Below are 21630 nucleotides of genomic sequence, written 5' to 3' on the forward strand. Positions count from 1 at the left end.
ACCTGAAGACTTACGAGTAAGGAACACCATGTCTGTCCTCGAGATCCGCGACCTCCACGTGACGGTCGAGACGGAGAACGGTACGACCCCGATCCTCAACGGCGTGACGCTGACCATGCGCACCGGTGAGACCCACGCCATCATGGGCCCCAACGGCTCCGGCAAGTCGACCCTGGCGTACACGATCGCCGGTCACCCCAAGTACACCGTGACGAGCGGCTCGATCACGCTCGACGGCGAAGACGTGCTCGCGATGAGTGTCGACGAGCGCGCCCGCGCGGGCCTGTTCCTCGCCATGCAGTACCCGGTCGAGATTCCCGGCGTCACCGTGACGAACTTCCTCCGCACCGCCAAGACGGCCATCGACGGCGAGGCTCCGGCCATCCGCTCGTGGACGAAGGACGTCAAGGGCGCCATGGAGAACCTCCGCATGGACCCGAAGTTCGCCGCGCGCAACGTCAACGAGGGCTTCTCGGGTGGCGAGAAGAAGCGCCACGAAATCCTCCAGCTCGAGCTGCTCAAGCCGAAGATCGCGGTGCTCGACGAGACCGACTCCGGCCTCGACGTCGACGCGCTGAAGATCGTGTCGGAGGGCGTCAACCGCGCCAAGGAGCAGACCGACCTCGGTGTGCTGCTGATCACGCACTACACCCGCATCCTCCGCTACATCCGCCCCGACTTCGTGCACGTCGTCGTCAAGGGCCGGATCGTCGAAGAGGGCGGCTCCGAGCTCGCCGACCGACTCGAAGAAGAGGGTTACGACCGCTTCCTCGAGGCCGGTACCCCGATCGACGCGTAGGATCGTTACATGACCGCAACCCTCGCTCCCGAGAAGTACGACGAGGTCACCGAGGCTCTCAAAGACGTCATGGACCCCGAACTGGGGATCAACGTCGTCGACCTCGGCCTCATCTACGATCTCGCGTGGGACGACGAGAACGACGCGCTCGTCATCCACATGACCCTCACCTCGGCCGGTTGCCCGCTGACCGATGTGCTCGAAGAGCAGACGGCCCAGGCCCTCGACAACGTCGTGGATCGCTTCCGCATCAACTGGGTGTGGATGCCGCCGTGGGGCCCCGAGCGGATCACTGACGACGGCCGCGACATGATGCGCGCCCTCGGCTTCGCGATCTGAACGTAGGATCCGAATCCGACCGCTCGAGAGACCTGCGCCCTCGGCTTCGCGATCTGAACGCAGGATCCGAGTCCGACCGATCGAGAGACCTGCGCCCTCGGCTTCGCGATCTGAACGCAGGATCCGAATCCGACCGCTCGAGAGACCTGCGCCCTCGGCTTCGCGATCTGAACGAAGAACTCACGCGAACGCCCATCCCTCACGGGGTGGGCGTTCGTGGTTTCCGGATGCCGAGGTCCCGGCGCTTCGCGGGCGTCGAGCACCGCGACGAACGCAGGCCCGCGCCCGTGTGTCTTCCTCTGACGCGCCGGGTGCGCGGCATCCGGTGCCCTGATTAGGCTTTCCGGATGAGCGTCACCCCGTTGCAGGCCCTGCCTCTCGACCTTCTGCGTCAGCGCTCCAGCACCAAGTGGCGCTCGTACGACGACGACGTGATCCCGATGTTCGTCGCCGAGACCGACTTCCCGCTCGCACCGGCGATCACCGCGGCTCTTCATCGCGCCGTCGAGATCGGCGACACCGGGTACACCCCGCCGCGGCCCGGCATCGACGTCGACTTCGCCGCGTACGCCCAGCGGATGTGGGGCTGGACGATCGACCCGTCGAGGATCCGGTGGACCGGCGACGTGATGATGGGCGTCGTCGAGGTGCTGCGGGCCGTGACCTCGCCCGGTGATCGCGTGATCGTGACGCCGCCGGTGTACCCGCCGTTCTACGACACCGTCGAAGAGGCGGGCGCCGTCGTCGAGCGTGTGACCCTCGTCGACGACGGCGAGACGTGGAGACTCGACCTGGCGGGCATCGAGCGCGCCTTTGCCGCGGGCGCGCGGGCGATCCTGCTCTGCAATCCGCACAACCCCACCGGAACGGTGCACGCGCGCGCGTCGCTCGCTGCACTCGCGCGTCTGGCCGAGCGGTACGGGGCGAGCGTCGTGAGCGACGAGATCCACGCTCCGCTCACGCACGCCCCCGCGGTGTTCACGCCGTTCCTGGATGCCGCGCCCGAGGCCGCCGCGGTCGGCTACGCCGTGACGAGCGCGAGCAAGACCTACAACCTCGCCGGTCTCAAGTGCGCGGTCATCGTCACCGGCTCGGAGGAGACGGCCGCGGTCGTGCGGTCACTGCCGTGGGAGGTGGAGTGGCGCGCGGGTCTGTTCGGCGTGATCGCCAATCGCGCGGCCTTCGCGGCCGAGAGCGACGGCTGGCTCGCATCGCTCCTGGTCGCGCTCGACGACAACCGCCGTCTGCTCGCCGAGCTGCTCGCCGAGCACCTCCCGCTGGCGCGCTACCGTCTGCCCGACGCGGGCTTCCTCGCCTGGGTCGACGTGTCGGCGTACGGGTGGGGTGACAACCCGTCGCCGCACATCCGCCGCGAGGCGAAGGTCGCGTTGCACCACGGACCGCTGTTCGGAGAGCAGGGCATCGGCCACGTGCGCATCAACGTCGGGTGCGCGCCCGAGGTGCTGCGCGAGGCGATCACGCGCATCGGCGCGCTGGCTCGACAAGGATGAGCGGTCGGCGCGTCGAGAGAACGCGGGGCGCGACCGAGGGGTGACACCGGGTCACGGCATCCGGAATCAGACCTCGGCTCGTCCGGTGCGCCAGTAGCCCATGAACGCGACGGCGCGACGGTCGACCCCGCGCTCGGTGACGAGGTGGCGTCGGAGGGTCTTGATCGCCGAGGCCTCGCCGGCGAGCCAGGCGTACAGCGGCGCCTTCTTCAGCGCGGCTCCGCCCTTGGCGGTGCGCGGGACCTCCCACAGCATGCCCTCGTCGATGTCGACCTCTTCGACCTCGTCGCCGTGGCCGTCGGGGGTGAGGGCGAACGCGGCGTCGCGCGTGGCCGTGACGAGGTGCGCGTGGCGGTCGCCCGCGGACCGCGCGGCCAGACGGAAGTCGAATCCCGGATGCCGGGGGAGATAGGAGCAGTCCTCGGGGGTGGGGACCTCGAGCACGACGGTTCCGGTGGCCTCCGGGGGGAGCTGCTCGAGGATGACGGCGATCGCGGGGGCGGCGGTCTCGTCGCCCGCCAGGAGGTAGTCGCCGGTCTGCGCGGGCGGGACGAAGTCGACGCCGAAGCTCACGTCGGTGAGCGCGACCGTGGGGGCGAAGATGAGCACCTCGTCGCCCGGCCGTGCGTTCTCGATCCACGCCGATGCCGGGCCGAGCACCTCGTGGGCGACCATGTCGATGTCGACCTCCCGCTCGGCGCGACGCACGGCGCGGGTCGTGTAGGTGCGGAACGGCGGGCGCGCATCATTGGGAAGCTCGCGCCACGCCGTCCACCAGTCGCCGCCGGTCGGCATCGTGTCGAGATCGGCCGTGGCGGTGGGGAAGACGATCTTCACGCGCTGATCGAAACCGGGGTCGCCGTATTCGTGCAGGTCATCGCCGACGAACGTGAAGCGGCGGAAGCTCGGGGTCAGGTCGGTGATGCGGGCGACGCGGACGCGGAAGAACCGCGAAGTCTCAAGAGGGGACGACATCGTGGGACTCCCGGGTGGTGGCGACGGACGGCGTGCGGACGCTGACGTGGTGGCGTCCGCGCGGAAGGACGAGGGGGGTTCCCGACACGGGGTCGGGCACGACCAGAGCGTCGAGCCCGAACACCTCGGCGATGAGCTCGCTGGTCATGACGGCGCTCGGGTCGCCGGCGGCCACGACGCGTCCGTCGCGCAGGGCCACGAGATGGTCGGCGTAGCGGGCCGCCATGTTCATGTCGTGCAGCACCATGACGGTGGTCGTTCCCCGGTCGCGGTTGAGGTCGGTGAGCAGGTCGAGCACATCGACCTGATGGGCGACGTCGAGGAAGGTGGTCGGCTCGTCGAGCAGCAGAATGTCGGTCTCCTGAGCGAGCGCCATGGCCATCCACACGCGTTGCCGCTGGCCGCCCGACAGCTCGTCGACCGCGCGGTCGGCGAGGTCGCTGATCCCCGTGGCGGCGAGCGCCTCGGCCACGACCTCGTAATCGCGGGCGCTCCAGCGGGCGAGGGCACGCTGGTGCGGGTGGCGACCACGGCCGACGAGGTCGGCGACGGCGATGCCCTCGGGAGCGATGGGGCTCTGCGGAAGCAGCCCCAGGATGCGCGCGACCTCTTTCGTGGGCCGCTCGTGCAGCGCCTTGCCGTCGAGGATCACGCGACCGGCCTTCGGCGGGAGCAGGCGAGCGAGCGCGCGCAGCAGCGTCGATTTGCCGCACCCGTTCGCGCCGACGATCGCGGTGATCCGCCCGGCGGGGAGCACGAGATCGAGGTCGTCGACGATGGTGCGGTCGGCGTAGGCGAGGGTGAGACCCTCGGCCGACAGAGTGCGGTTCGCGGTCATAGCGAGCCTCCGGAGCGATTGGTCCTGATGAGCAGGTAGATGAGATACGGCGCGCCGAGCACGCCCGTGACGACACCCACCGGGTAGCGGTTGTCGAAGGCGAACTGGCCGACGAGGTCGGACAACATGACCAGCAGGGCACCGACGAGCCCGGCCGGCACCAGGAGGGATCCGCCGGGGCCGATGAGGCGCGCGGCGATCGGACCGGCCATGAAGGCCACGAAGGCGATGGGCCCGGCACCGGCCGTCGCCACGGCCAGCAGCACGACCGCCCCGACGATCAGGAGCAGACGCGTGCGTTCCACACGGACGCCGAGACCCGCGGCGGAGTCGTCGCCGAGGCGGAGGACCGAGAGCGAGCGGGTGTTGCCGATCATGAGCGGGACGATGACGACGACCGCGAGGGCCAGGGGGAGCACCCGACCCCAGGAGGCGTTGTTGAGGCTTCCCGTCAGCCACTGCATCGCCGTCTGGAGGTCCCAGTTGGCGGCGCGGCTCAGCATGTACGTCGTGACGCTGTCGAGCATGGCGGCGACGCCGATGCCGATGAGCACGAGTCGCGTGCCGGTGAAGGCGCCTTTTCGCGAGAGCAGGTAGATCGCGCCGGCGGTGGCGAGGGCGCCGACGAGGGCGAAGGTCGAGACGAGGGCGTCCGACAGCGAGAAGCCGATGATTGCGATGACGGCGGCCGCGCTCGCCCCGGAGGAGATGCCGATGATGTCGGGGGAGGCGAGAGGGTTGCGCAGCATCGTCTGGAACGTGACTCCGGCCATGCCGAAGGCGAGTCCCGACAGCAGGCCCAGGCTCGCGCGCGGCAGGCGCAGCTCGCCGATGGTGAACGAGGCGCCCGGGACCGTCTGGCCCAGCAGGACGCGGAATACCTGATCGGGGGTGTAGAAGGTGTTGCCGACCATGAGCGTCACCGCGAAGACGACGACGACGGCGACGGCGAGCACGGTGGTCACGCCGATCCGGCGCCGGGTGCGGGCTCGGCGTCCGCGGGCGAGGGCGCCGACCGCGGCCGGGCGCTGCAGGACGATGCTCACAGTTCACGCACCTTCTGCCGGCGGACGATCCAGATGAAGAAGGGGGCGCCGATGAGGGCGGTGAGGATGCCCACCTCGATCTCGGTGGGGCGCGCGACGAGGCGACCGACGACGTCGGCTCCCACGAGGAGCATCGCGCCTCCGAGCGCCGAGAACGGCACGAGCCACCGGTGATCGGTCCCGATGAGCAGTCGGCAGATGTGCGGGATGACGAGACCGACGAACGCGATGGGGCCGGCGACGGCGGTGGCGGCGCCCACCAGCACGACCGCACCCGCGGAGGCGATGAGGCGCGTGCGTCCGACGTGCTCGCCGAGCCCGGTCGCGACGTCGTCGCCGAGGGCGAGGGAGTTCATGCCGCGTGAGCAGAGGATGCACACGAGGGCTCCGGCGGCGAGCACCGGCAGCACGATCTGCACACGGTCCCACGTGGCACCGCCGATGCCACCGATCTGCCAGAAGCGGAACACCTCGAGAAGGTCGACGCGCGGCAGCAGGATCGCGCTCGACAGTGAGCCGAACGCGGCGGTGGTGGCCGCCCCGGCGAGGGCGAGCTTGAGGGGAGTGGCGCCGCCGCGCCCAAGCGAGCCGACCGTGTAGACGAACACCGCGGCCACGGCCGCTCCCACGACGGCGAATCCCATGTATCCGAGCGAGCTCGACAGGCCGAAGAACGCGATGCCCGTGACGACGGCCAGCGACGCTCCGGCGGAGACGCCGAGGATGCCGGGGTCGGCGAGCGGGTTGCGGGTGACCGCCTGCATGGTGAGCCCGGCCATCGCGAGGGCTGCCCCGACGAGCAGCCCGAGCACCGTGCGCGGAATGCGGGTGGCGACCACTGCCTCACCGACCCCGGTGCCCCCCGAGAACGCCGAGAAGATCTCGCCGATCGACACGTCACGCGTGCCGAAGGCGATGGATGCCGCGCACATCACGACCACGCCCACCGTGAGCGCCAGCAGCCAGCCGAGTCGACGGCCCGTCGATCGCCGCAGATCAGCGGTGTCGGGTGGGGCGTCGGCGACGGCGGTGCGGGAGTTCACGGTGGGCGCGATTCGAGGTGTCCGGGGGCGGGGATCAGCCGAGGGCGGCGGTCAGCACGTCGAGGTACTTCGACAGGCCCCAGCTCACCGAGAGGGGAGAGGGGTTCGCCGAGGCCGCGAGAGGCGTGCCGTCTTCGAGCACCGCGACGTGGCCGGCGGCCACGGCGGGGATCTTCGACAGGAGCGGGTCGGCCTGGAGCTGCGCGAGGGTCGAGCCGTCGGTGTTGCCGTAGGTGATCCACAGCCCCACATCGTTGAAGACGTCGGCCTGCTCCGAGGAGATGTCGCTGTAGAACGCGTCGATCTCGCTCGAGGTCTTGGTCACCTGCTCGGGCTCGGGCATGCCGAACTCGTGCAGGTACCCCGAGCGGGGGTCGTGCGAGGTGTAGTAGGTGATGGTGCTGAGGTCGGTGGGGTCGGTGAACGCGAACAGGGGCGCGACCTCGGCGAGAGCGGGGTGGGCGTCGAAGGCCGCCTGCGACTCGGTCTTGATCTGCTCGATGAGGGCCTCACCCTCGCTCTCGAGACCGAGGGCCTTGGAGTTGAGCTGGATCATCTGGTCGAGGGTGGTGCCCCACGCGGCGTCGGGGTAGGCGACGACGGGCGCGATCTTCGACAGCGTGTCGTAGTCCTCCTGCGTGAGTCCCGAGTAGGCGGCGAGGATGACGTCGGGCTGCGTGTCGGCCACGGCCTCGAAGTCGATGCCGTCGGTCTCGTCGAAGAGCACGGGGGTCTCGCCGCCGAGCTCGGTCAGCTTGTCTTCGACCCAGGGGAGGATGCCGTCTCCGTCGTCGTCGCCCCACGTGGCCTTCGCCATGCCGACCGGCACGATGCCGAGAGCGAGGGGGACCTCCTGGTTCGACCACGCGACGGTGGCCACGCGCTCGGGCTTTTTCTCGATGACCGCTTGGCCGAGAGCGCTGTCGACGGTGACGGGGAAGACGTCGTCGGAGCCTTGCGCCGCCTCGTCTCCGGGGGCGGCCGAGGTGCCGGCGCAGCCGGTGAGGACGAGGGCGGAACCGACGGCGAGTGCCGCCAGAGCGCGGAATCGGGACACGAAGAGCCTCCTGCGTGTTAGGTAAGGATAGGCTTAGTTTAGGTCAGACCTCGGGTGAGAACGCAAACCCGGATGCCGCTGGACCCGGGCCTTCGTCTCGACGCCGAGACAACGGCATCCGGGATGTTCGTCGACCCTTGCGCCCCCTCCCGCGGGCGGGAGCGGGCTCGGGGGATTCGGCTGTCGGCCCGCATGCAGGGGCGCGTCTTATACTGGGTGGCTGGCCATGTCGGCCTGCTTCCCCATCCCCGAAGAACGGACGTTCGCTGTGCTCGCCGTGCACGACCTCGAGATCCGCGTGGGTGCCCGCGTGCTCATGTCAGACGTGGCGTTCCGCGTCTCCGACGGCGACAAGATCGGCCTCGTCGGACGCAACGGCGCCGGAAAGACCACCCTCACCAAGGTGCTCGCCGGCGACCTGCTGCCTTCCAACGGGGGCGTCGACCGCTCCGGTGAGCTCGGCTACCTGCCCCAGGATCCCCGCTCGGGCGACCCCGAGATGCTCGCGCGCACGCGCATCCTCGACGCCCGCGGGCTGGGCTCGCTCGCCCTCGGCATGCACGAGGCGTCGATGGCGATGGGCGACGACGACCCCGCCGTCGCGGCGAAGGCGATGAAGAAGTACGGCCGCCTCACCGAGGAGTTCGAGTCGGCCGGCGGATACGCGGCCGAGGCGGAAGCGGCGTCGATCGCGCACAACCTGTCGCTTCCCGACCGCATCCTCGACCAGCCGCTGAAGACCCTCTCGGGTGGTCAGCGTCGCCGTATCGAGCTCGCGCGCATCCTCTTCTCCGACGCGCAGACGATGATCCTCGACGAGCCGACCAACCACCTCGACGCCGACAGCGTCGTGTGGCTGCGCGAGTTCCTCAAGGGCTACAAGGGCGGGCTCATCGTGATCTCGCACGACGTCGAGCTCGTGGGCGAGACCGTCAACCGCGTGTTCTACCTCGACGCGAACCGCCAGGTCATCGACGTCTACAACATGAATTGGAAGAACTACCTGCGCCAGCGGGTGGCCGACGAGGAGCGCCGCAAGAAGGAGCGCGTCAACGTTGAGAAGAAGGCCACGGCGCTGCAGCTGCAGGCCGCGCGCTTCGGTGCGAAGGCTTCGAAGGCCGCGGCCGCCCACCAGATGGTCGCCCGCGCCGAGAAGATGCTGTCGGGCCTCGATGACGTGCGTCAGGACGAGCGCGTCGCCAAGCTCCGTTTCCCGAAGCCCGCACCGTGCGGCAAGACTCCGCTCATGGCATCCGGTCTGTCGAAGTCGTACGGCTCGCTCGAGATCTTCACCGACGTCGACCTCGCGATCGACCGCGGGTCGCGCGTGGTCATCCTCGGCCTCAACGGTGCCGGAAAGACGACGTTGTTGCGCATCCTCGCCGGCGTCGACCAGCCCGACACCGGACAGCTCGAGCCCGGTCACGGCCTGAAGATCGGGTACTACGCGCAGGAGCACGAGAACCTCGACGTCGATCGCTCGGTGCTCGAGAACATGATGTCGTCGGCGCCGCACATCACCGCGACCGAGGCCCGCAAGGTGCTCGGCTCGTTCCTGTTCGTCGGCGACGACGTGCTCAAGCCCGCCGGTGTGCTCTCGGGTGGCGAGAAGACGCGTCTGTCTCTCGCGACGCTCGTGGTGTCGTCGGCGAACATGCTGCTGCTCGACGAGCCCACGAACAACCTCGACCCCGCCTCGCGCGAAGAGATCCTCGGCGCCCTGTCGCACTACGAGGGTGCCGTCGTGCTCGTCTCGCACGACGAGGGTGCGGTCGAGGCGCTCAACCCCGAGCGCGTGCTGATCCTGCCCGACGGTGTCGAAGACATCTGGGGCCGCGATTACGCGGATCTGATCACTCTGGCGTAACAGCCCGCGGCGCTTCGCGCGTTCGTTCCGGATGCCGCGGGGGCGGGCTCTCGTTCAGCGCTGGTCGAGCAGCGCGTCTTCGTCGTCGGCGTCGCGATCCTTCGGGCGCTTTCGTGCGCGGTGGAGGGCGACGGGGTCGACGCGGCGCTTCTCGGTCGTGACGCTCTCGGGCTCGGGGGTCGCCTCGATGAGCTCGTCACCCTCTTCGTCCGCGTCTTCCGCTTCTTCGCGGCGCAGCTTGCGTTCGTTGACGATCACGTAGGTGATGAAGCCGAAGCCCATGACGGCGAAGAGGATCCACTGCACCGCGTACGACAGGTACGGGCCGGGGTCGTTGCTGGGCGGATCCACCGTGTTCGGCGCGGTCTGCGGCGCGGGCGTCTCCGACATGAGCAGTCCATACGCGCCCGGTTCGAGGGGGCCGGTCTGCTCGGCGACGAGGCCCAGGTTGATCGTCGGCACCTGACCCGGATCGGCGCTGCGACCGGAGGTGGGCGCGGCCTCTTCGGGGCGGAGGCGCACCTCGACGGTCACCTGACCCGACGGCGGATCGGGGATGACATCGGGGACGGACTGCTGGTTGCCCGGCGGCAGCCATCCGCGATCGACGAGGAAGGTGCGTCCGTCGTCGAGGCGGAACGGCACGAGCTGCTCGAACGCGGCCGAGCCGCCGTGCGCGCGGTTGCGCACGAGCAGCTGTTCGTCGGTGAGGTACTCGCCCTGCATGCGCACGGGGCGCCACTCGTCGGAGGGCGTCAGCTGCGCCCCGGGGGCGAGCAGATCCCCGAGGGCGACGGGCGGGGCGTCGTAGTTGTTCGCGACGAGCTCGAGCTGCTCGCTGCGCTCGGCGTTGCGGGAGAACTGCCAGTTCGAGAGGAATCCGCAGGCGATCGCGAAGAGGATGGCCACGCCGACGTACATCGCCCACCGGGCGGCGGCGGGGGTCTCGCGGCGGCTCATGAGCGGTGTCCTCGGTGAACGGCTGCGTCGTCACGGACGATCCGGATGCCGCGGAAGCTCGACGACCGGCTCACGATCGACGACCCGGCACCGTGTCGCGTTGCGTCGTCGAATGCTCCGGTCACGTCTTCCAGGGTACGTCGGTCGGCGCGGCGCTCACGCCGGTTCGTTCGACAGGGCCTCCACCCGCACGGGGAAGTCGCGGGCGCTCAGGAACTCGCGCAGGTACGACACGTGTGCATCGCACGCGACCCAGGTCTTGCGGCGGTCGGCGGAGTGGATGCGCGGGTTGCGCCAGTGCACAGCCCAGACGGCGTCGTCACGGCATCCGGCTCGGGAGCATTCGACGCGCGCGCTTCCCGCTGACGTCGACGCCGTCACGGGCGGTCGTCGCGCGGGGGATCCTGACGCGGGGTCTCGGCGATGCGGATGACCATCGGACCCTCGGCGGGGGCCACGGTCGCCGTGGGCGTCACCGGGGCTTCGATCGCGCGCTCGGGGTTGATGACGGTCCGGTTGGAGGCGTCCTGGCCGACGTTGGCGACGATCACGGCGAGGTAGGGGAGGAAGATCGCCCCGGCGGCGAAGACGAAGGTGTACCAGCCGTACGGGGTGATGACCGCCATGGCGATGAAGCACGCGATACGGATACCCATCATCACCATGTACTTGGCGAAACGGGTGTCGGCGTCATCCCGGGGAGCCTGGGGAAGCGACGTCGCGGATTGGGCTCGATGCGATGTCTTCACAGTGGTCTCAGGGTACGCCCGCAGGAATGACATGGGGCGGGGTTGCGGTGCCGGTTGTTCGACGTCATGACAAGCCGCCGAACGCCTTGCGTCCGGCGGCTCGTCGTGCGCGACGGGGGCGTCAGACGCCGTAGCCCGAGCTGGTCGAGTTCGCGGTCGAGGCGATCAGGATCGAGATGCCGATGACGAACAGGACGATCAGGCCGAGGCTGATGTAGCCGATCAGCAGACCGGCGAGGGCCATGCCGTGGCCGCGCTCTCCGGTGGTCTTGATCTGCTTGAGCGAGATGTGGCCCATGATCACGCCGGCGATCTGTCCGATCACGGGCAGGAACATGATGAAACCGACGAGCGAGGCGATCAGCGACAGGATCGCGAGCAGGTTGGTCTTCGGCGGGGCGGTGTAGCCGTACTGCTGCCCGTAGGCCTGCTGTCCGTACGCCTGCTGTCCGTATGCCTGTCCGTAGGCGGGCTGCCCGTAGGCCTGCTGGCCGTACGCCGTCTGGCCGTAGCCCTGCTGGTCGGAGGCCGGAGCTGCGGGGGCGGAGCCGTAGGCGGATGCCGCGGCGTCGGGCGCGGGAGCGTCGTAGGCCGAGCCGTAGGGCGGCGCGGGAGGTGCCGACGGGGCATCGGGGGCCCCGTACGGCGGAGCCGGGGGAGCCCCGTAGGCGGGCGCGTCGGGAGTGGTGTTTCCGGATGCCGCGTGTCCGGAGCCCGTGTTTTCGGAGGCCGTGGTCCCGGATGCCGCGGCGTCGCCGGTCCCGCTCGCGGTGGCGCTCGAGGAGTCGTTGTCGCTCTGCGGGGCGTAGGGCGACGCGGAGGGGGCGTCGTTCGAGGGCGAGGCGCCGTCGGTGTATCCGGGCTGGTTCGGATCGGTCGTGCGGTCGTCGCTCACGGGAGTCCCTTTCATTGCGGTCTTCACCAGCGTTCCAGCGCGTCTCCACCCGTGTCAAACGACTGAGTCTGGAACGGCTGAGTCGGGAACGGCTGGGCGGCGAGATGTCGGGCGGGCTGTCGTTGCTTCGGTGTGCTCGCGGTGTCCCGGCCCGGTCGTCGGTAGGCTGGGCCGGTTCCGTCACCCGCAAGCGCAGGAGTCTCACCATGTCTCAGGACCGCGTCGTCGTCGTCACCGGAGGAAACCGGGGGATCGGTCGCGCCATCGCCGAGCGCTTCGTCGCGGAGGGCTGGAAGGTCGCCGTCACCGCCCGTTCGGGCGAAGGCCCCGAGGGAACACTGACCGTGCGCGCCGACGTGACCGATGCCGCTGCTGTCGACGCGGCGTTCTCGCAGGTCGAGGCTGAGCTCGGACCGATCGCCGTCGTCGTCGCCAACGCCGGAGTGACCAAGGACACCCTGCTGCTGCGCATGAGCGAGGACGACTTCGACAGCGTGGTCAACACCAACCTCGGCGGCGCGTTCCGCGTCGTCAAGCGCGCCTCGAAGGGCATGCTCAAAGCGCGGTGGGGTCGCGTCATCCTCATCTCGAGCGTGGTGGGCCTCTACGGTTCGGCCGGACAGATCAACTACGCGGCGTCCAAGAGCGCCCTCGTCGGTTTCGCCCGTTCGCTCACGCGCGAGCTGGGCGGTCGCGGCATCACCGCCAACGTCGTGGCTCCCGGGTTCATCGAGACCGACATGACGGCTGAGCTCCCCGCCGACACGCAGGCGGAGTACAAGAAGAACATCCCCGCCGGTCGTTTCGCTTCGCCTGATGAGGTCGCGGGCGTCGTCACCTGGCTCGCCGGAGATAACGCCGCCTACATCTCGGGCGCGGTCATCCCGGTCGACGGTGGCCTCGGCATGGGGCACTGACCCCGACGCCCGCGAGCGTCGGTCACTGAACCCGGCGCCCCAGAGCGTCGGTCATCAACCCCGACGCCCCAGAGCCTCGGTCAATAACCCCGGCGCCCCAGAGCCTCGGTCACCAACCCCGACGCCCCAGATTGTCGGTCATTGACCCGGCGCCCCAGAAGGTCGGTCACCAACCCCGGCGCCCTACAGCGACGGCGCGGGCCACCGAACCCGGCGCGGCTGGAAGGACGCTCGTTCGATCGGCTTCTCGAGCCGCTGTGCCTCTCAGCGCACGGCGGCGACCAGCTTCTCGGCGAACTTCTCGGGTTGCGAGAACTGTGGCCAATGGCCCGACCCGAGTCGCACGACCTCGACGTCGCGGATCTTGCCGAACTCATCGGCGTAGTCACCCCAGTCGGCGAGCACGCGGGGCAGTGACTCGGCGTCGAGCTGACCTGAGAGCACCGTCACAGGGACTTCGAAGCGTCGTTCGTCGCCGAGAGTGATGGGCGAGGTCGGCACGCGACCCGGTACGTCGACGACCTGCGTCGCCGTGCGGGTGCGCGTCTCTTCGTCGATGTCGGCGGTGTCGTCGGCGTCGAAGAACTCCCACCCGGGGAAGTGCACCACGCCGTCTTCGACGGGGAACTCCGAGATCATCGCGCCGGGGTGGGGCACGATCGTGTCGACGAGGACGACCCGCGCGACACGGTCCGGGCGTCGGTCGGCCGCGCCCCAGACGACGTTGCCCCCGCCCGAGTGTCCGACGAGCACGACGCGCTGGTCCAGACGGTCGATCTCGGTGACGACGGCGTCGACCCAGTCGTCGATCACGAGGTCGCCGACGGCGGGGCCGGGCATGCTCAGGGCGTGCGGGCGATGCCCTGCCGCCTCGAGAGCGGGAACGATGTCGTCCCACGACGACGCGGTGAGCCAGAGTCCGGGTACGAGGATGACGTCCATATTGCGAGCGTAGGACGGGGTTCCGACATCGGCGAGTGCATCTGATAAAGAGCAGGTCAGGCATCGGTTCGACCGCTCCTGCCGTCCGCGCGACCCGAGAGCCCCACGGCATCCGCCCGCTCTGGGATTCGCGCGGGATCCCTGCGTCAGCGGGGGAGGAGGGCGATGACCTGCGCCAGATCCACGTCGCCCACGACCAGATCGGCCCGCTCGCGTACGGCGGGCTTCGCGTTGAACGCCAGACCGAGGCCGGCCGTCTTCATCATCTCGAGGTCGTTCGCGCCGTCGCCGATCGCGAACGTCGACCGCAGGGGGACGCCGTTCTCGTCGGCCCAGCGGCGGAGCGTGTCGGCCTTGGCCGTGGCATCCACGATCTCTCCGCCGACCTCGCCGGTGAGGCGGCCGTCGTCGGCGACGAGCCGGTTCGCGCGCCAGACGTCGACCCCCAGGTCGGGCGCGATGGTGTCGAGCACTTCGTGGAAGCCTCCGGAGACGACTCCGACGATCCCTCCGCGTTCGTGCACCGCGGCGATGAGCTCGCGCACGCCGGGAGTCGGCTCGATGCGTGCGATCGCGCGAGCGAAGGCCTCGGTCGAGACGCCCGCGAGGGCTTCGACGCGTGAGCGCAGGCTCGTGGCGAAGTCGACCTCGCCGCGCATGGCCGCCTCGGTCGCCGCAGCGACCTCGGCACCGCGGCCGGCTTCGTCGGCGAGGAGTTCGATGACCTCGTTGCGGATCAGGGTGGAGTCGGCATCGAGCACGATGAGGAAACGAGCGGGCGCAGGCACGCGCTCGACCCTAGCGGGTGAGCCGGGGGTCGCGAGGTCCACGACCGGTCGCATCAGCGCGACTGCGCTCTCGTCGCACGGCGTCATGCGCGGGGGCGATGTCGGAGCCCCCGCGTAGGCTTTTCGCACCGCCGACTCCTGAGAAGGGACCCCTCATGGCCGATGTCGAAAGCTTCACCCTCGACCACACCGCCGTTCTGGCGCCGTACGTCCGCCTGATCGGCACCGAGTCGGGGCCGCGCGGTGACGTCATCTCCAACTTCGATCTGCGTCTCGTGCAGCCCAACGAGCAGGAGATCCCGACGGCCGGGCTCCACACGATCGAGCACCTGCTCGCGAGCCTCGTGCGCGACCGCATCGACGGCCTCATCGACATCTCGCCGTTCGGATGCCGCACCGGTTTCCACGTGATCATGTGGGGCGAGCCCGACGTGGCCGCCCTGGTCGATGCGATCAGCGATTCGCTGCGCGCCATCGTCGACGACGTGCAGTGGGACGACGTGCCCGGAACCGACGCGTTCAGCTGCGGCAACTACCGCGATCACAGCCTGCACACGGCCAAGGAGTGGTCGAAGGTCGTGCTCGAGAAGGGCATCTCGCGCGACGCATTCGAGCGAGTGGGCGTCCGACGCTGAGCTGAACGGGTACCCGGCAGGCCGAGTCTCGCGCGAGGCATTCGAGCGCGTGGGCGTCTGACGCGGAGCTGAACGGGTAGCGGGCAGGCCGAGTCTCGCGCGACGCATTCGAGCGCGTGGGCGTCTGACGCGGAGCGGCAAGCTCCCCACCTCCTACCGCTGCGAACGAGAGGGGGCGGCGACCTTCGCGGTCACCGCCCCCTCTTCGCATCCGGAGGTTCTCGGCATCCGGAACCGCGTTTCACGACTAGGCGTGGACGTGCACGTCCTTGCCGACGACGGTGATGCCCGTCTCGGTGACGGTGAAACCGCGGGCCAGGTCGCGCTCGCGATCGACGCCGATGGTCGCCCCGGGCTCGAGCACCACGTTCTTGTCGAGGATCGCGCGGTGGATCCGCGCTCCCGCACCCACCTGGACGCTGTCGAACAGCACCGAGTCGGTGATCGTCGATCCGCCGCCCGCGAGGGCCCACGGGCCGACGACGCTGCGCTCGAGGTGGGTTCCCGACAGCACCGAGCCCAGCGACACGATCGAGTCGATCGCGTTGCCGATGCGCCCGACCGAGTCGCGCACGAACTTCGCCGGAGGGGCGTTGAAGGTCTGCGAGAAGATCGGCCAGTCGTTGTTGTACAGGTTGAAGATCGGCAGGGTCGAGATCAGATCCATGTGCGCGTCGTAGAACGACTCGATCGTGCCGACGTCGCGCCAGTACGACCGGTCGCGGGGAGTGGACCCGGGCACGTCGTTGCGCTGGAAGTCGTAGACGGCCGCCTCGCCGCGGTCGACGAAGTAGGGGACGATGTCGCCGCCCATGTCGTGGGCCGAGGCCGGCAGCTCGCCGTCGTGCGTGACGGCGTCGACGAGGGCGTCGGCGTCGAAAATGTAGTTGCCCATCGAAGCGAGCACCTCGTGCGGCGAGTCGGCGAGGCCTGCCGGGCTCTGCGGCTTTTCGAGGAACGCGCGGATCTTCGTCGGGTCGCTGGGGTCGGTGTCGATGACGCCGAACTGGTTCGCGAGCGAGATCGGCTGACGGATGCCGGCGACGGTGGCCTTCGCGTCCGAGGCGATGTGGGCGTCGAGCATCTGCTTGAAGTCCATGCGATACACGTGGTCGGCACCGATGACGACGACGATGTCGGGCTTCTCATCGCGGATGAGGTTCATCGACTGCAGGATCGCGTCGGCCGAGCCCGAGAACCAGCGCTTGCCCAGTCGCTGCTGCGCGGGGACCGAGGCGACGTACGAGCCGAGCATCGGCGACATGCGCCACGTCTGCGAGATGTGGCGGTCGAGGCTGTGCGACTTGTACTGCGTGAGCACGACCAGCTGCCGCAGCCCCGAGTTGATGAGATTCGAGATGGCGAAGTCGATCAGGCGGTACTGGCCGCCGAACGGAACGGCGGGTTTGGCGCGATCGGCCGTGAGGGGCATGAGTCGCTTTCCCTCGCCGCCGGCGAGGATGATTCCGAAGACCTTCGGCGCTGCAGGCATGGCACCACACTAAGGGGCGGATGCGGCTGCGGAAACACGTCTGCGGCGCGCCTTTCGCTGTACTACGGTTCGTGTCATGCGCGTCGACATCGTGACCAAGGAATACCCGCCGGAGATCTACGGCGGAGCCGGAGTCCACGCCACCGAGCTCGTCAAGGCGCTGCGCGCCGAGGGCACCGAGGTGCAGGTCCGCGCGTTCGGCGCCGACCGTGATGAAGCCGACGTGACCTCATACGGTGTGCCCGCAGAGCTCGCCTCCGCCAACGGCGCGATCCAGACGCTCGGCACCGATCTCGAGATCGTGTCCGACATCGCCGGCGCCGACGTCGTGCACTCGCACACCTGGTACGCGAACTTCGCCGGGCACCTGGCATCCCTGCTCCACGGCATCCCGCACGTCGTCACCGCCCACAGCCTCGAGCCCTTGCGCCCGTGGAAGGCCGAGCAGCTCGGGGGCGGCTACGCCGTCTCGAGCTACATCGAGAAGACCGCCTACGAGGGTGCCGCCGCGGTCGTCGCGGTGAGCTCCGGCATGCGCGACGACATCCTGCGCAGTTACCCCTCGCTCGATCCCGCCAAGGTGCGGGTCATCTACAACGGCATCGACACCGAGTCGTGGCATCCGGTGTCGGATGACGCGTTCCTCGCGTCGCAGGGGATCGATCCGTCGCGCCCCTCGGTCGTCTTCGTCGGTCGCATCACCCGCCAGAAGGGCTTGCCCTACCTGCTGCGCGCGGCGGAGCAGCTGCCGCCCGAGGTGCAGCTCATCCTGTGCGCCGGCGCCCCCGACACCCCGCAGATCATGGCCGAGGTGCAGGAGCTGGTCCGGGGGCTCCAGGCCACCCGCGACGGGGTCGTGTGGATCGAGAAGCTGCTGCCGCGCAACGAGCTCAGCGCGATCCTCACCTCGGCGACGACGTTCGTCTGTCCCTCGGTGTACGAGCCGCTGGGCATCGTGAACCTCGAGGCCATGGCGTGCGGCGCAGCGGTCGTCGGGACGGCGACCGGCGGCATCCCCGAGGTCGTCGTCGACGGCGTGACCGGGCGTCTCGTGCCGATCGAGCAGGTGCAGGACGGGACCGGAACGCCCGTCGATCCCGAGCGGTTCGTCGACGATCTCGCCCGCGTGCTAACGGAGGTCGTGACGGATGCCGATACCGCCCGGGCCTACGGAGAAGCCGGTCGCACGCGAGCCGTCGAGGACTTCAGCTGGGCGGCCATCGCGGAGACCACCGCTGCGCTCTACGCGGAGGTCGCGGGGAGGTAGGCGGCCGCGGTCGCGATGTGCGGCACGACGACCGGGGACGTCTCGGAAAGCGCCGCGCACGACGGGCGCGGGGGCGCTCCGGCACTCTCCACAGGGGCCGCGTGGCATCCGGGAGCCCCTGTCTCGGACAGTAGGCTAGATCCATGCCCCAGGTGCTCGAGTTCTCCGACGTCGTCGTCCGCCGGAACGCGCGGGACATCGTGTCCCACCTCGATTGGGAGGTGTCGGACGACCAGCGTTGGGTCGTGCTCGGGCCGAACGGCGCGGGCAAGACGACGGTGCTCCAGCTCGCCGACACCCTGCTGCACCCCACGTCGGGTTCGGTGACGATCCTCGGGGAGCGTCTCGGACGCACCGACGTGTTCGAGTTGCGTCCGCGCATCGGTTTCGCTTCGTCGGCGATGGCGCGTCGCGTGCCGCCGGAAGAGACCGTGCTCGACGTCGTGCTCACGGCCGCGTTCTCGGTCGTGGGTCGCTGGCGCGAAGACTACGACGACATCGACGAGCGTCGTGCACTGCGCGTGCTCGCCGAGTGGAAGCTCGACCACCTCGCCGACCGCACCTTCGGCACCCTCAGCGACGGCGAGCAGAAGCGCGTGCAGATCGCTCGAGCGGTCATGACCGACCCCGAGCTGCTGCTGCTCGACGAGCCCACCGCGAGCCTCGACCTGGGTGCGCGCGAAGAGCTGCTCACCCTGCTGTCGGGCTACGCGCAGGCGCCGACCACGCCCGCCATGGTGATGGTCACGCATCACGTGGAGGAGATCCCGGTCGGTTTCACGCACGTGCTGCTGCTGCGCGACGGCGAGGTCGTGGCATCCGGTCCTCTCGAGGAGGCCCTCACGGCCGAGAACCTCACGAAGACGTTCGGGCTCGAGATCTCGCTGACGCGCGAGGCCGGGCGCTACGCGGCGCGGGCGGTCTGAGAGTTCGGATCCGGGCGTTTCTCGCGCTCGACTCCGTCTGTCGGTCGGGCTCGAGATCTCGCTGTCGCGCGAGGCCGGGCGCTACGCGGCGCGGGCGGTCTGAGAGTTCGGATCCGGGCGTTTCTCGCGCTCGACTCCGTCTGTCGGTCGGGCTCGAGATCTCGCTGACGCGCGAAGCCGGGCGGTACGTGGCCCGCGCGGTCTGAGAGTTCGGATCCGGGTGTCGGCTGAACCGGCGCCCTCGTGTCAGGGCACTGCTCGGGCCTGATAGACTCTGACGTTGGTGCCTTCGGCGCCGCAGACTTTGACGTCCTGGCAGAATCCAGGACACCACTTCTCAAAGGACCTCCCATGCAGACTGACATTCACCCCACGTACAAGGCCGTCGTCTTCCGCGACCTCGGTTCGGGCGACACCTTCCTCACCCGTTCGACCGTCTCGAGCGACAAGACGATCGAGCTCGACGGCGTGGAGTACCCCGTCATCGACGTGGAGATCTCGTCCGCTTCGCACCCCTTCTACACGGGCAAGCAGCGCATCATGGACTCCGCCGGCCGCGTCGAGAAGTTCAACCAGCGCTTCAAGAACTTCGGCGGTCGTTGATCCGCACCGGTTCTCGCAGCGAAAGCCCCTCGTCCTTCGGGATGGGGGGCTTTCGCTTTTCCGAATTGGTTGCGTGGGGTGCGTCGGTGCGTGGGGTGCGTCGGGCGGCGGGCTCGGCTGCGGGGTGCAGCGGACGGCGCGGTGTCGCGCGGTCTCGCATCCTTCAGGGTCGTTCTGGCGACGAGCGCCGGTCACGACGAACTGCGCCCGCTGCCCCGTCGTCGCGTGTGTGTCGACGCGAATGCGTGCCTGCCCTCAGACCCTCGACGTGAGTTTTCCCGCGTTCTCGTATCCTCCGAGGTCGTCGCGGCGGTCTCGCCACATGCGCTGCTCGGCGCGCGCCTCGGCGACGACGGCAAAGTCGATGGCGGCGACCGCGACCCCCTCGCGACCTTCGACGTGCGCGATGCGGCGACCGAGCGGATCGAACACGGCCGAACCGCCGATGAAGTCGCTGGGCGCGCCCACGAGTCCGCTGAAGACGACGTACACGCCGTTGTCGAGGGCTCGCGAGGCGTAGTGCAGGTCGCGTCGCCGCTCGCCCCCGGGGAAGTACGCGCCGCTGTTCACGTACACGAGAGCACCGGATGCCGCGGCGGCGGCCGCATGCTCGGGGAAGTTCGCGTCGTAACAGACCGACAACGCCACGCGGATGCCCTTCACCTCGAACGAGAAGCCCCGCTCGCCGGGATCGAAGATCTCGCGCTCGGGGGCATGGAGGTGCTGTTTGGCGTAGGCGGCGAACGGTGGACGTCCGGGAGCGAACACCACGTCGGTGAGGGTCCGTCTGCCGCTCGACTGCAGGGCGGTGTTCACGATGGCGATGACGCCGGTCTCGTCGACGATGCGCCGGAGAGGATCCTGCCACTGCAGGTCGTGGAGGTCGGGAAGGGGCGCCGCGAAGACCTCGTCGGCGTAGCCGGTGAGGAACGCTTCCGGGAACACCACCACATCGGCATCCGCCTCCGCCGCCGCGGCGATGAGGTGCGCCGCTCGCGAGACGTTGTGGAGCAGGGCTCCGGGTCGGGCTTCGGCCTGCACGGTGGCGATGCGGAAGGTCACCGGATCAGTGTGGCAGGGCGTGGGGCAGGCGCGCGTGGTCGGGAGTGTGGGGTGGGCGGGTGTGGTCGGAAGTGTGGGGCTGGGCGTGTGGCTGGAGGGGGGTGGTGGGGCGGGTGGTCGGTGTCTGCGCCGGGCTGGTTTGCTGGAGCGATGAAGTTGCAGCGGTGCCGGACGGCGGAGGAGATCGCGGAGATCGAGGTCTTTCTGCGCGAGGCGGATCTGACCGTGGCCGGCCTCGACGCGCCGACGGTGCGCCTGTGGGTGGAGCGCGAGGGCGTCGGTGGGAAGAGGGCCGGTGGGGACGGTGCCTGTGGCGTCGGTGCTGGTCGGGTTGTGGCCGGTGATGGTGGTGCCGGAGGGCGTGGCGCTGGTCGGGGTGGTGCTCTTGGTGTTGGTGCCGATGAGGTTGGCGCTGGTCGGGCTGATGTTCCTCGGGCTGGCGCCGATACGGCTGACGCCGCTCGGGCTGGCGCCGGTACGGCTGACGCCGCTCGGGCTGGCGCCGGTACGGCGGACGCCGCTCGGGCTGGCGCCGGTCGGATCATCGGCAGCACGGGATGGGAAGTCAGCGCTGACGGGCGGCATGTGTTGATCCGGAGCGTCGCGGTCGCGCCCGAGCGACGATTGCTGGGCCACGGTCGCGCCTTGGCCGTCTTCGCTCTCGAGCGAGCAGCCGCCGAGGGTGCGCATACGGCCTGGCTCTTCAGCCGTCGGTCGGGAGGGTTCTGGCAGAGCCTCGGGTTCGTGCCCGCGGATCGGGACGAGCTTGCGGGCGTTCTCGCGAATACGCATCAGGTGCGGATGTTCCGTCGTACGGGGCAGCTGGAGCGGGAAGTGGCGTGGAGGCGGGCGCTGCAGGCGGAGTGAGTCGAGCTGGCGGGTTCGTGTGCTCCACAGTGTGGGCTCGCTCCTGTGGACT

Annotated in this window: 24 protein-coding genes; 11 read left to right on the plus strand and 13 right to left on the minus strand. The window is 69.5% G+C overall.

The features are described 5' to 3' along the window. Positions 1 to 28 precede the first annotated feature (28 nt). The 3 genes from sufC (at position 29) to LPW41_RS08190 (ending at position 2649) form a co-directional block, all read left to right on the plus strand. Entirely contained in the window at positions 29 to 799 is a 771-nt protein-coding gene (gene sufC, locus LPW41_RS08180) for a Fe-S cluster assembly ATPase SufC (RefSeq protein ID WP_144833229.1), read from the plus strand. 9 nt (positions 800 to 808) lie between these two features. Then, positions 809 to 1138, plus strand: coding sequence for a metal-sulfur cluster assembly factor (locus tag LPW41_RS08185; protein WP_013586729.1), 330 nt, complete (start codon positions 809 to 811; stop codon positions 1136 to 1138). Positions 1139 to 1485: 347 nt separating this feature from the next. Further along, positions 1486 to 2649 (plus strand): MalY/PatB family protein, encoded by a 1164-nt coding sequence (locus tag LPW41_RS08190; protein ID WP_230704560.1) that lies wholly within the window; start codon positions 1486 to 1488, stop codon positions 2647 to 2649. A gap of 66 nt (positions 2650 to 2715) precedes the next feature. Here the strand turns inward: LPW41_RS08190 and LPW41_RS08195 are convergent, their stop codons facing one another. From LPW41_RS08195 to LPW41_RS08215, 5 genes are read right to left on the minus strand one after another with little or no spacing between them, the layout of a single operon-like run. Next, positions 2716 to 3624, minus strand: a complete 909-nt coding sequence (locus LPW41_RS08195) for a siderophore-interacting protein (RefSeq protein ID WP_144833233.1) — start codon at positions 3622 to 3624, stop codon at positions 2716 to 2718. Then, positions 3608 to 4462, minus strand: coding sequence for an ABC transporter ATP-binding protein (locus LPW41_RS08200; protein WP_154096726.1), 855 nt, complete (start codon positions 4460 to 4462; stop codon positions 3608 to 3610). The genes LPW41_RS08195 and LPW41_RS08200 overlap by 17 nt, the downstream gene beginning before the upstream one ends. After that, on the minus strand, positions 4459 to 5508 hold the full coding sequence (locus LPW41_RS08205; protein ID WP_144833237.1) for an iron chelate uptake ABC transporter family permease subunit: 1050 nt from the start codon (positions 5506 to 5508) through the stop codon (positions 4459 to 4461). The genes LPW41_RS08200 and LPW41_RS08205 overlap by 4 nt, the downstream gene beginning before the upstream one ends. Next, positions 5505 to 6551, minus strand: coding sequence for an iron ABC transporter permease (locus LPW41_RS08210; RefSeq protein WP_230704561.1), 1047 nt, complete (start codon positions 6549 to 6551; stop codon positions 5505 to 5507). The genes LPW41_RS08205 and LPW41_RS08210 overlap by 4 nt, the downstream gene beginning before the upstream one ends. A gap of 34 nt (positions 6552 to 6585) precedes the next feature. Continuing rightward, a complete protein-coding gene (locus tag LPW41_RS08215) occupies positions 6586 to 7608 on the minus strand; it encodes an iron-siderophore ABC transporter substrate-binding protein (RefSeq protein ID WP_144833239.1) in 1023 nt (340 codons plus the stop codon). Between the two features lie 268 nt (positions 7609 to 7876). Here LPW41_RS08215 and LPW41_RS08220 point away from each other — a divergent pair, with 268 nt between their 5' ends. After that, positions 7877 to 9475, plus strand: coding sequence for an ABC-F family ATP-binding cassette domain-containing protein (locus tag LPW41_RS08220; protein WP_144833760.1), 1599 nt, complete (start codon positions 7877 to 7879; stop codon positions 9473 to 9475). Between the two features lie 54 nt (positions 9476 to 9529). Here the strand turns inward: LPW41_RS08220 and LPW41_RS08225 are convergent, their stop codons facing one another. From LPW41_RS08225 to LPW41_RS08240, 4 genes are all read right to left on the minus strand, one after another. Beyond that, complete coding sequence (locus LPW41_RS08225) at positions 9530 to 10435, minus strand: SURF1 family protein (RefSeq protein ID WP_230704562.1); 906 nt, start codon at positions 10433 to 10435, stop codon at positions 9530 to 9532. A 156-nt stretch (positions 10436 to 10591) separates the two neighbouring features. Continuing rightward, a complete protein-coding gene (locus LPW41_RS08230) occupies positions 10592 to 10816 on the minus strand; it encodes a hypothetical protein (RefSeq protein ID WP_230704563.1) in 225 nt (74 codons plus the stop codon). Beyond that, positions 10813 to 11217, minus strand: a complete 405-nt coding sequence (locus LPW41_RS08235) for a DUF3099 domain-containing protein (protein WP_269074266.1) — start codon at positions 11215 to 11217, stop codon at positions 10813 to 10815. The genes LPW41_RS08230 and LPW41_RS08235 overlap by 4 nt, the downstream gene beginning before the upstream one ends. An 88-nt stretch (positions 11218 to 11305) precedes the next feature. Continuing rightward, positions 11306 to 12079, minus strand: a complete 774-nt coding sequence (locus LPW41_RS08240) for a DUF4190 domain-containing protein (RefSeq protein WP_230704565.1) — start codon at positions 12077 to 12079, stop codon at positions 11306 to 11308. Between the two features lie 206 nt (positions 12080 to 12285). Between LPW41_RS08240 and fabG the strand changes: the two genes are divergently transcribed. Continuing rightward, positions 12286 to 12996, plus strand: coding sequence for a 3-oxoacyl-ACP reductase FabG (gene fabG / locus LPW41_RS08245; protein ID WP_230704566.1), 711 nt, complete (start codon positions 12286 to 12288; stop codon positions 12994 to 12996). A gap of 264 nt (positions 12997 to 13260) precedes the next feature. Here the strand turns inward: fabG and LPW41_RS08250 are convergent, their stop codons facing one another. Together LPW41_RS08250 and serB are read right to left on the minus strand one after the other, a co-directional pair. Further along, positions 13261 to 13938: an alpha/beta fold hydrolase gene (locus LPW41_RS08250; protein ID WP_144833255.1), complete on the minus strand. Its 678-nt coding sequence runs from the start codon at positions 13936 to 13938 to the stop codon at positions 13261 to 13263. A 146-nt stretch (positions 13939 to 14084) separates the two neighbouring features. Beyond that, a complete protein-coding gene (gene serB, locus LPW41_RS08255) occupies positions 14085 to 14726 on the minus strand; it encodes a phosphoserine phosphatase SerB (protein WP_230704567.1) in 642 nt (213 codons plus the stop codon). 155 nt (positions 14727 to 14881) lie between these two features. Here serB and LPW41_RS08260 point away from each other — a divergent pair, with 155 nt between their 5' ends. Continuing rightward, positions 14882 to 15361 carry an S-ribosylhomocysteine lyase gene (locus LPW41_RS08260; RefSeq protein ID WP_230704568.1) on the plus strand — a complete coding sequence of 160 codons (480 nt, stop codon included), beginning with the start codon at positions 14882 to 14884 and terminating at the stop codon, positions 15359 to 15361. A gap of 247 nt (positions 15362 to 15608) precedes the next feature. On the opposite strand, the gene glgC is transcribed toward LPW41_RS08260, so the two are convergent. Next, the gene (gene glgC / locus LPW41_RS08265; RefSeq protein ID WP_230704569.1) at positions 15609 to 16853 is read right to left on the minus strand and encodes a glucose-1-phosphate adenylyltransferase; all 1245 of its coding nucleotides are present in this window, start codon (positions 16851 to 16853) and stop codon (positions 15609 to 15611) included. A 76-nt stretch (positions 16854 to 16929) separates the two neighbouring features. On the opposite strand from glgC, the gene glgA reads away from it, so the two are divergent. The 3 genes from glgA (at position 16930) to LPW41_RS08280 (ending at position 19649) form a co-directional block, all read left to right on the plus strand. Next, on the plus strand, positions 16930 to 18120 hold the full coding sequence (gene glgA, locus LPW41_RS08270; RefSeq protein ID WP_144833263.1) for a glycogen synthase: 1191 nt from the start codon (positions 16930 to 16932) through the stop codon (positions 18118 to 18120). A gap of 143 nt (positions 18121 to 18263) precedes the next feature. Further along, the gene (locus LPW41_RS08275; RefSeq protein WP_144833265.1) at positions 18264 to 19046 is read left to right on the plus strand and encodes an ABC transporter ATP-binding protein; all 783 of its coding nucleotides are present in this window, start codon (positions 18264 to 18266) and stop codon (positions 19044 to 19046) included. 351 nt (positions 19047 to 19397) lie between these two features. Further along, positions 19398 to 19649 carry a type B 50S ribosomal protein L31 gene (locus tag LPW41_RS08280; protein WP_055837630.1) on the plus strand — a complete coding sequence of 84 codons (252 nt, stop codon included), beginning with the start codon at positions 19398 to 19400 and terminating at the stop codon, positions 19647 to 19649. Positions 19650 to 19904: 255 nt separating this feature from the next. Here LPW41_RS08280 and LPW41_RS17060 read toward each other — a convergent pair whose 3' ends face one another. Continuing rightward, a complete protein-coding gene (locus tag LPW41_RS17060) occupies positions 19905 to 20711 on the minus strand; it encodes a carbon-nitrogen hydrolase family protein (protein ID WP_230704570.1) in 807 nt (268 codons plus the stop codon). 310 nt (positions 20712 to 21021) lie between these two features. Here LPW41_RS17060 and LPW41_RS17065 point away from each other — a divergent pair, with 310 nt between their 5' ends. Then, positions 21022 to 21303 carry a hypothetical protein gene (locus tag LPW41_RS17065; protein ID WP_230704947.1) on the plus strand — a complete coding sequence of 94 codons (282 nt, stop codon included), beginning with the start codon at positions 21022 to 21024 and terminating at the stop codon, positions 21301 to 21303. After that, positions 21297 to 21578: a GNAT family N-acetyltransferase gene (locus LPW41_RS08295; RefSeq protein ID WP_230704921.1), complete on the plus strand. Its 282-nt coding sequence runs from the start codon at positions 21297 to 21299 to the stop codon at positions 21576 to 21578. Before LPW41_RS17065 ends, LPW41_RS08295 begins: the two co-directional genes overlap by 7 nt. Positions 21579 to 21630: the final 52 nt, after the last annotated feature.

This window comes from Microbacterium sp. JC 701, from assembly GCF_021026215.1.
Taxonomy (GTDB): Bacteria; Actinomycetota; Actinomycetes; order Actinomycetales; family Microbacteriaceae; genus Microbacterium; species Microbacterium algihabitans.

Coding starts and splice junctions, on each gene's coding strand:
- LPW41_RS08200 (WP_154096726.1), bottom strand. CDS start 4,462: ATGACCGCGAACCGCACTCTGTCGGCCGAGGGTCTCACCCTCGCCTAC.
- LPW41_RS08260 (WP_230704568.1), top strand. CDS start 14,882: ATGGCCGATGTCGAAAGCTTCACCCTCGACCACACCGCCGTTCTGGCG.
- fabG (WP_230704566.1), top strand. CDS start 12,286: ATGTCTCAGGACCGCGTCGTCGTCGTCACCGGAGGAAACCGGGGGATC.
- LPW41_RS08250 (WP_144833255.1), bottom strand. CDS start 13,938: ATGGACGTCATCCTCGTACCCGGACTCTGGCTCACCGCGTCGTCGTGG.
- LPW41_RS08195 (WP_144833233.1), bottom strand. CDS start 3,624: ATGTCGTCCCCTCTTGAGACTTCGCGGTTCTTCCGCGTCCGCGTCGCC.
- LPW41_RS08275 (WP_144833265.1), top strand. CDS start 18,264: ATGCCCCAGGTGCTCGAGTTCTCCGACGTCGTCGTCCGCCGGAACGCG.
- glgA (WP_144833263.1), top strand. CDS start 16,930: ATGCGCGTCGACATCGTGACCAAGGAATACCCGCCGGAGATCTACGGC.
- LPW41_RS08185 (WP_013586729.1), top strand. CDS start 809: ATGACCGCAACCCTCGCTCCCGAGAAGTACGACGAGGTCACCGAGGCT.
- sufC (WP_144833229.1), top strand. CDS start 29: ATGTCTGTCCTCGAGATCCGCGACCTCCACGTGACGGTCGAGACGGAG.
- LPW41_RS08190 (WP_230704560.1), top strand. CDS start 1,486: ATGAGCGTCACCCCGTTGCAGGCCCTGCCTCTCGACCTTCTGCGTCAG.
- LPW41_RS08235 (WP_269074266.1), bottom strand. CDS start 11,217: ATGTCATTCCTGCGGGCGTACCCTGAGACCACTGTGAAGACATCGCAT.
- LPW41_RS08280 (WP_055837630.1), top strand. CDS start 19,398: ATGCAGACTGACATTCACCCCACGTACAAGGCCGTCGTCTTCCGCGAC.
- LPW41_RS08225 (WP_230704562.1), bottom strand. CDS start 10,435: ATGAGCCGCCGCGAGACCCCCGCCGCCGCCCGGTGGGCGATGTACGTC.
- glgC (WP_230704569.1), bottom strand. CDS start 16,853: ATGCCTGCAGCGCCGAAGGTCTTCGGAATCATCCTCGCCGGCGGCGAG.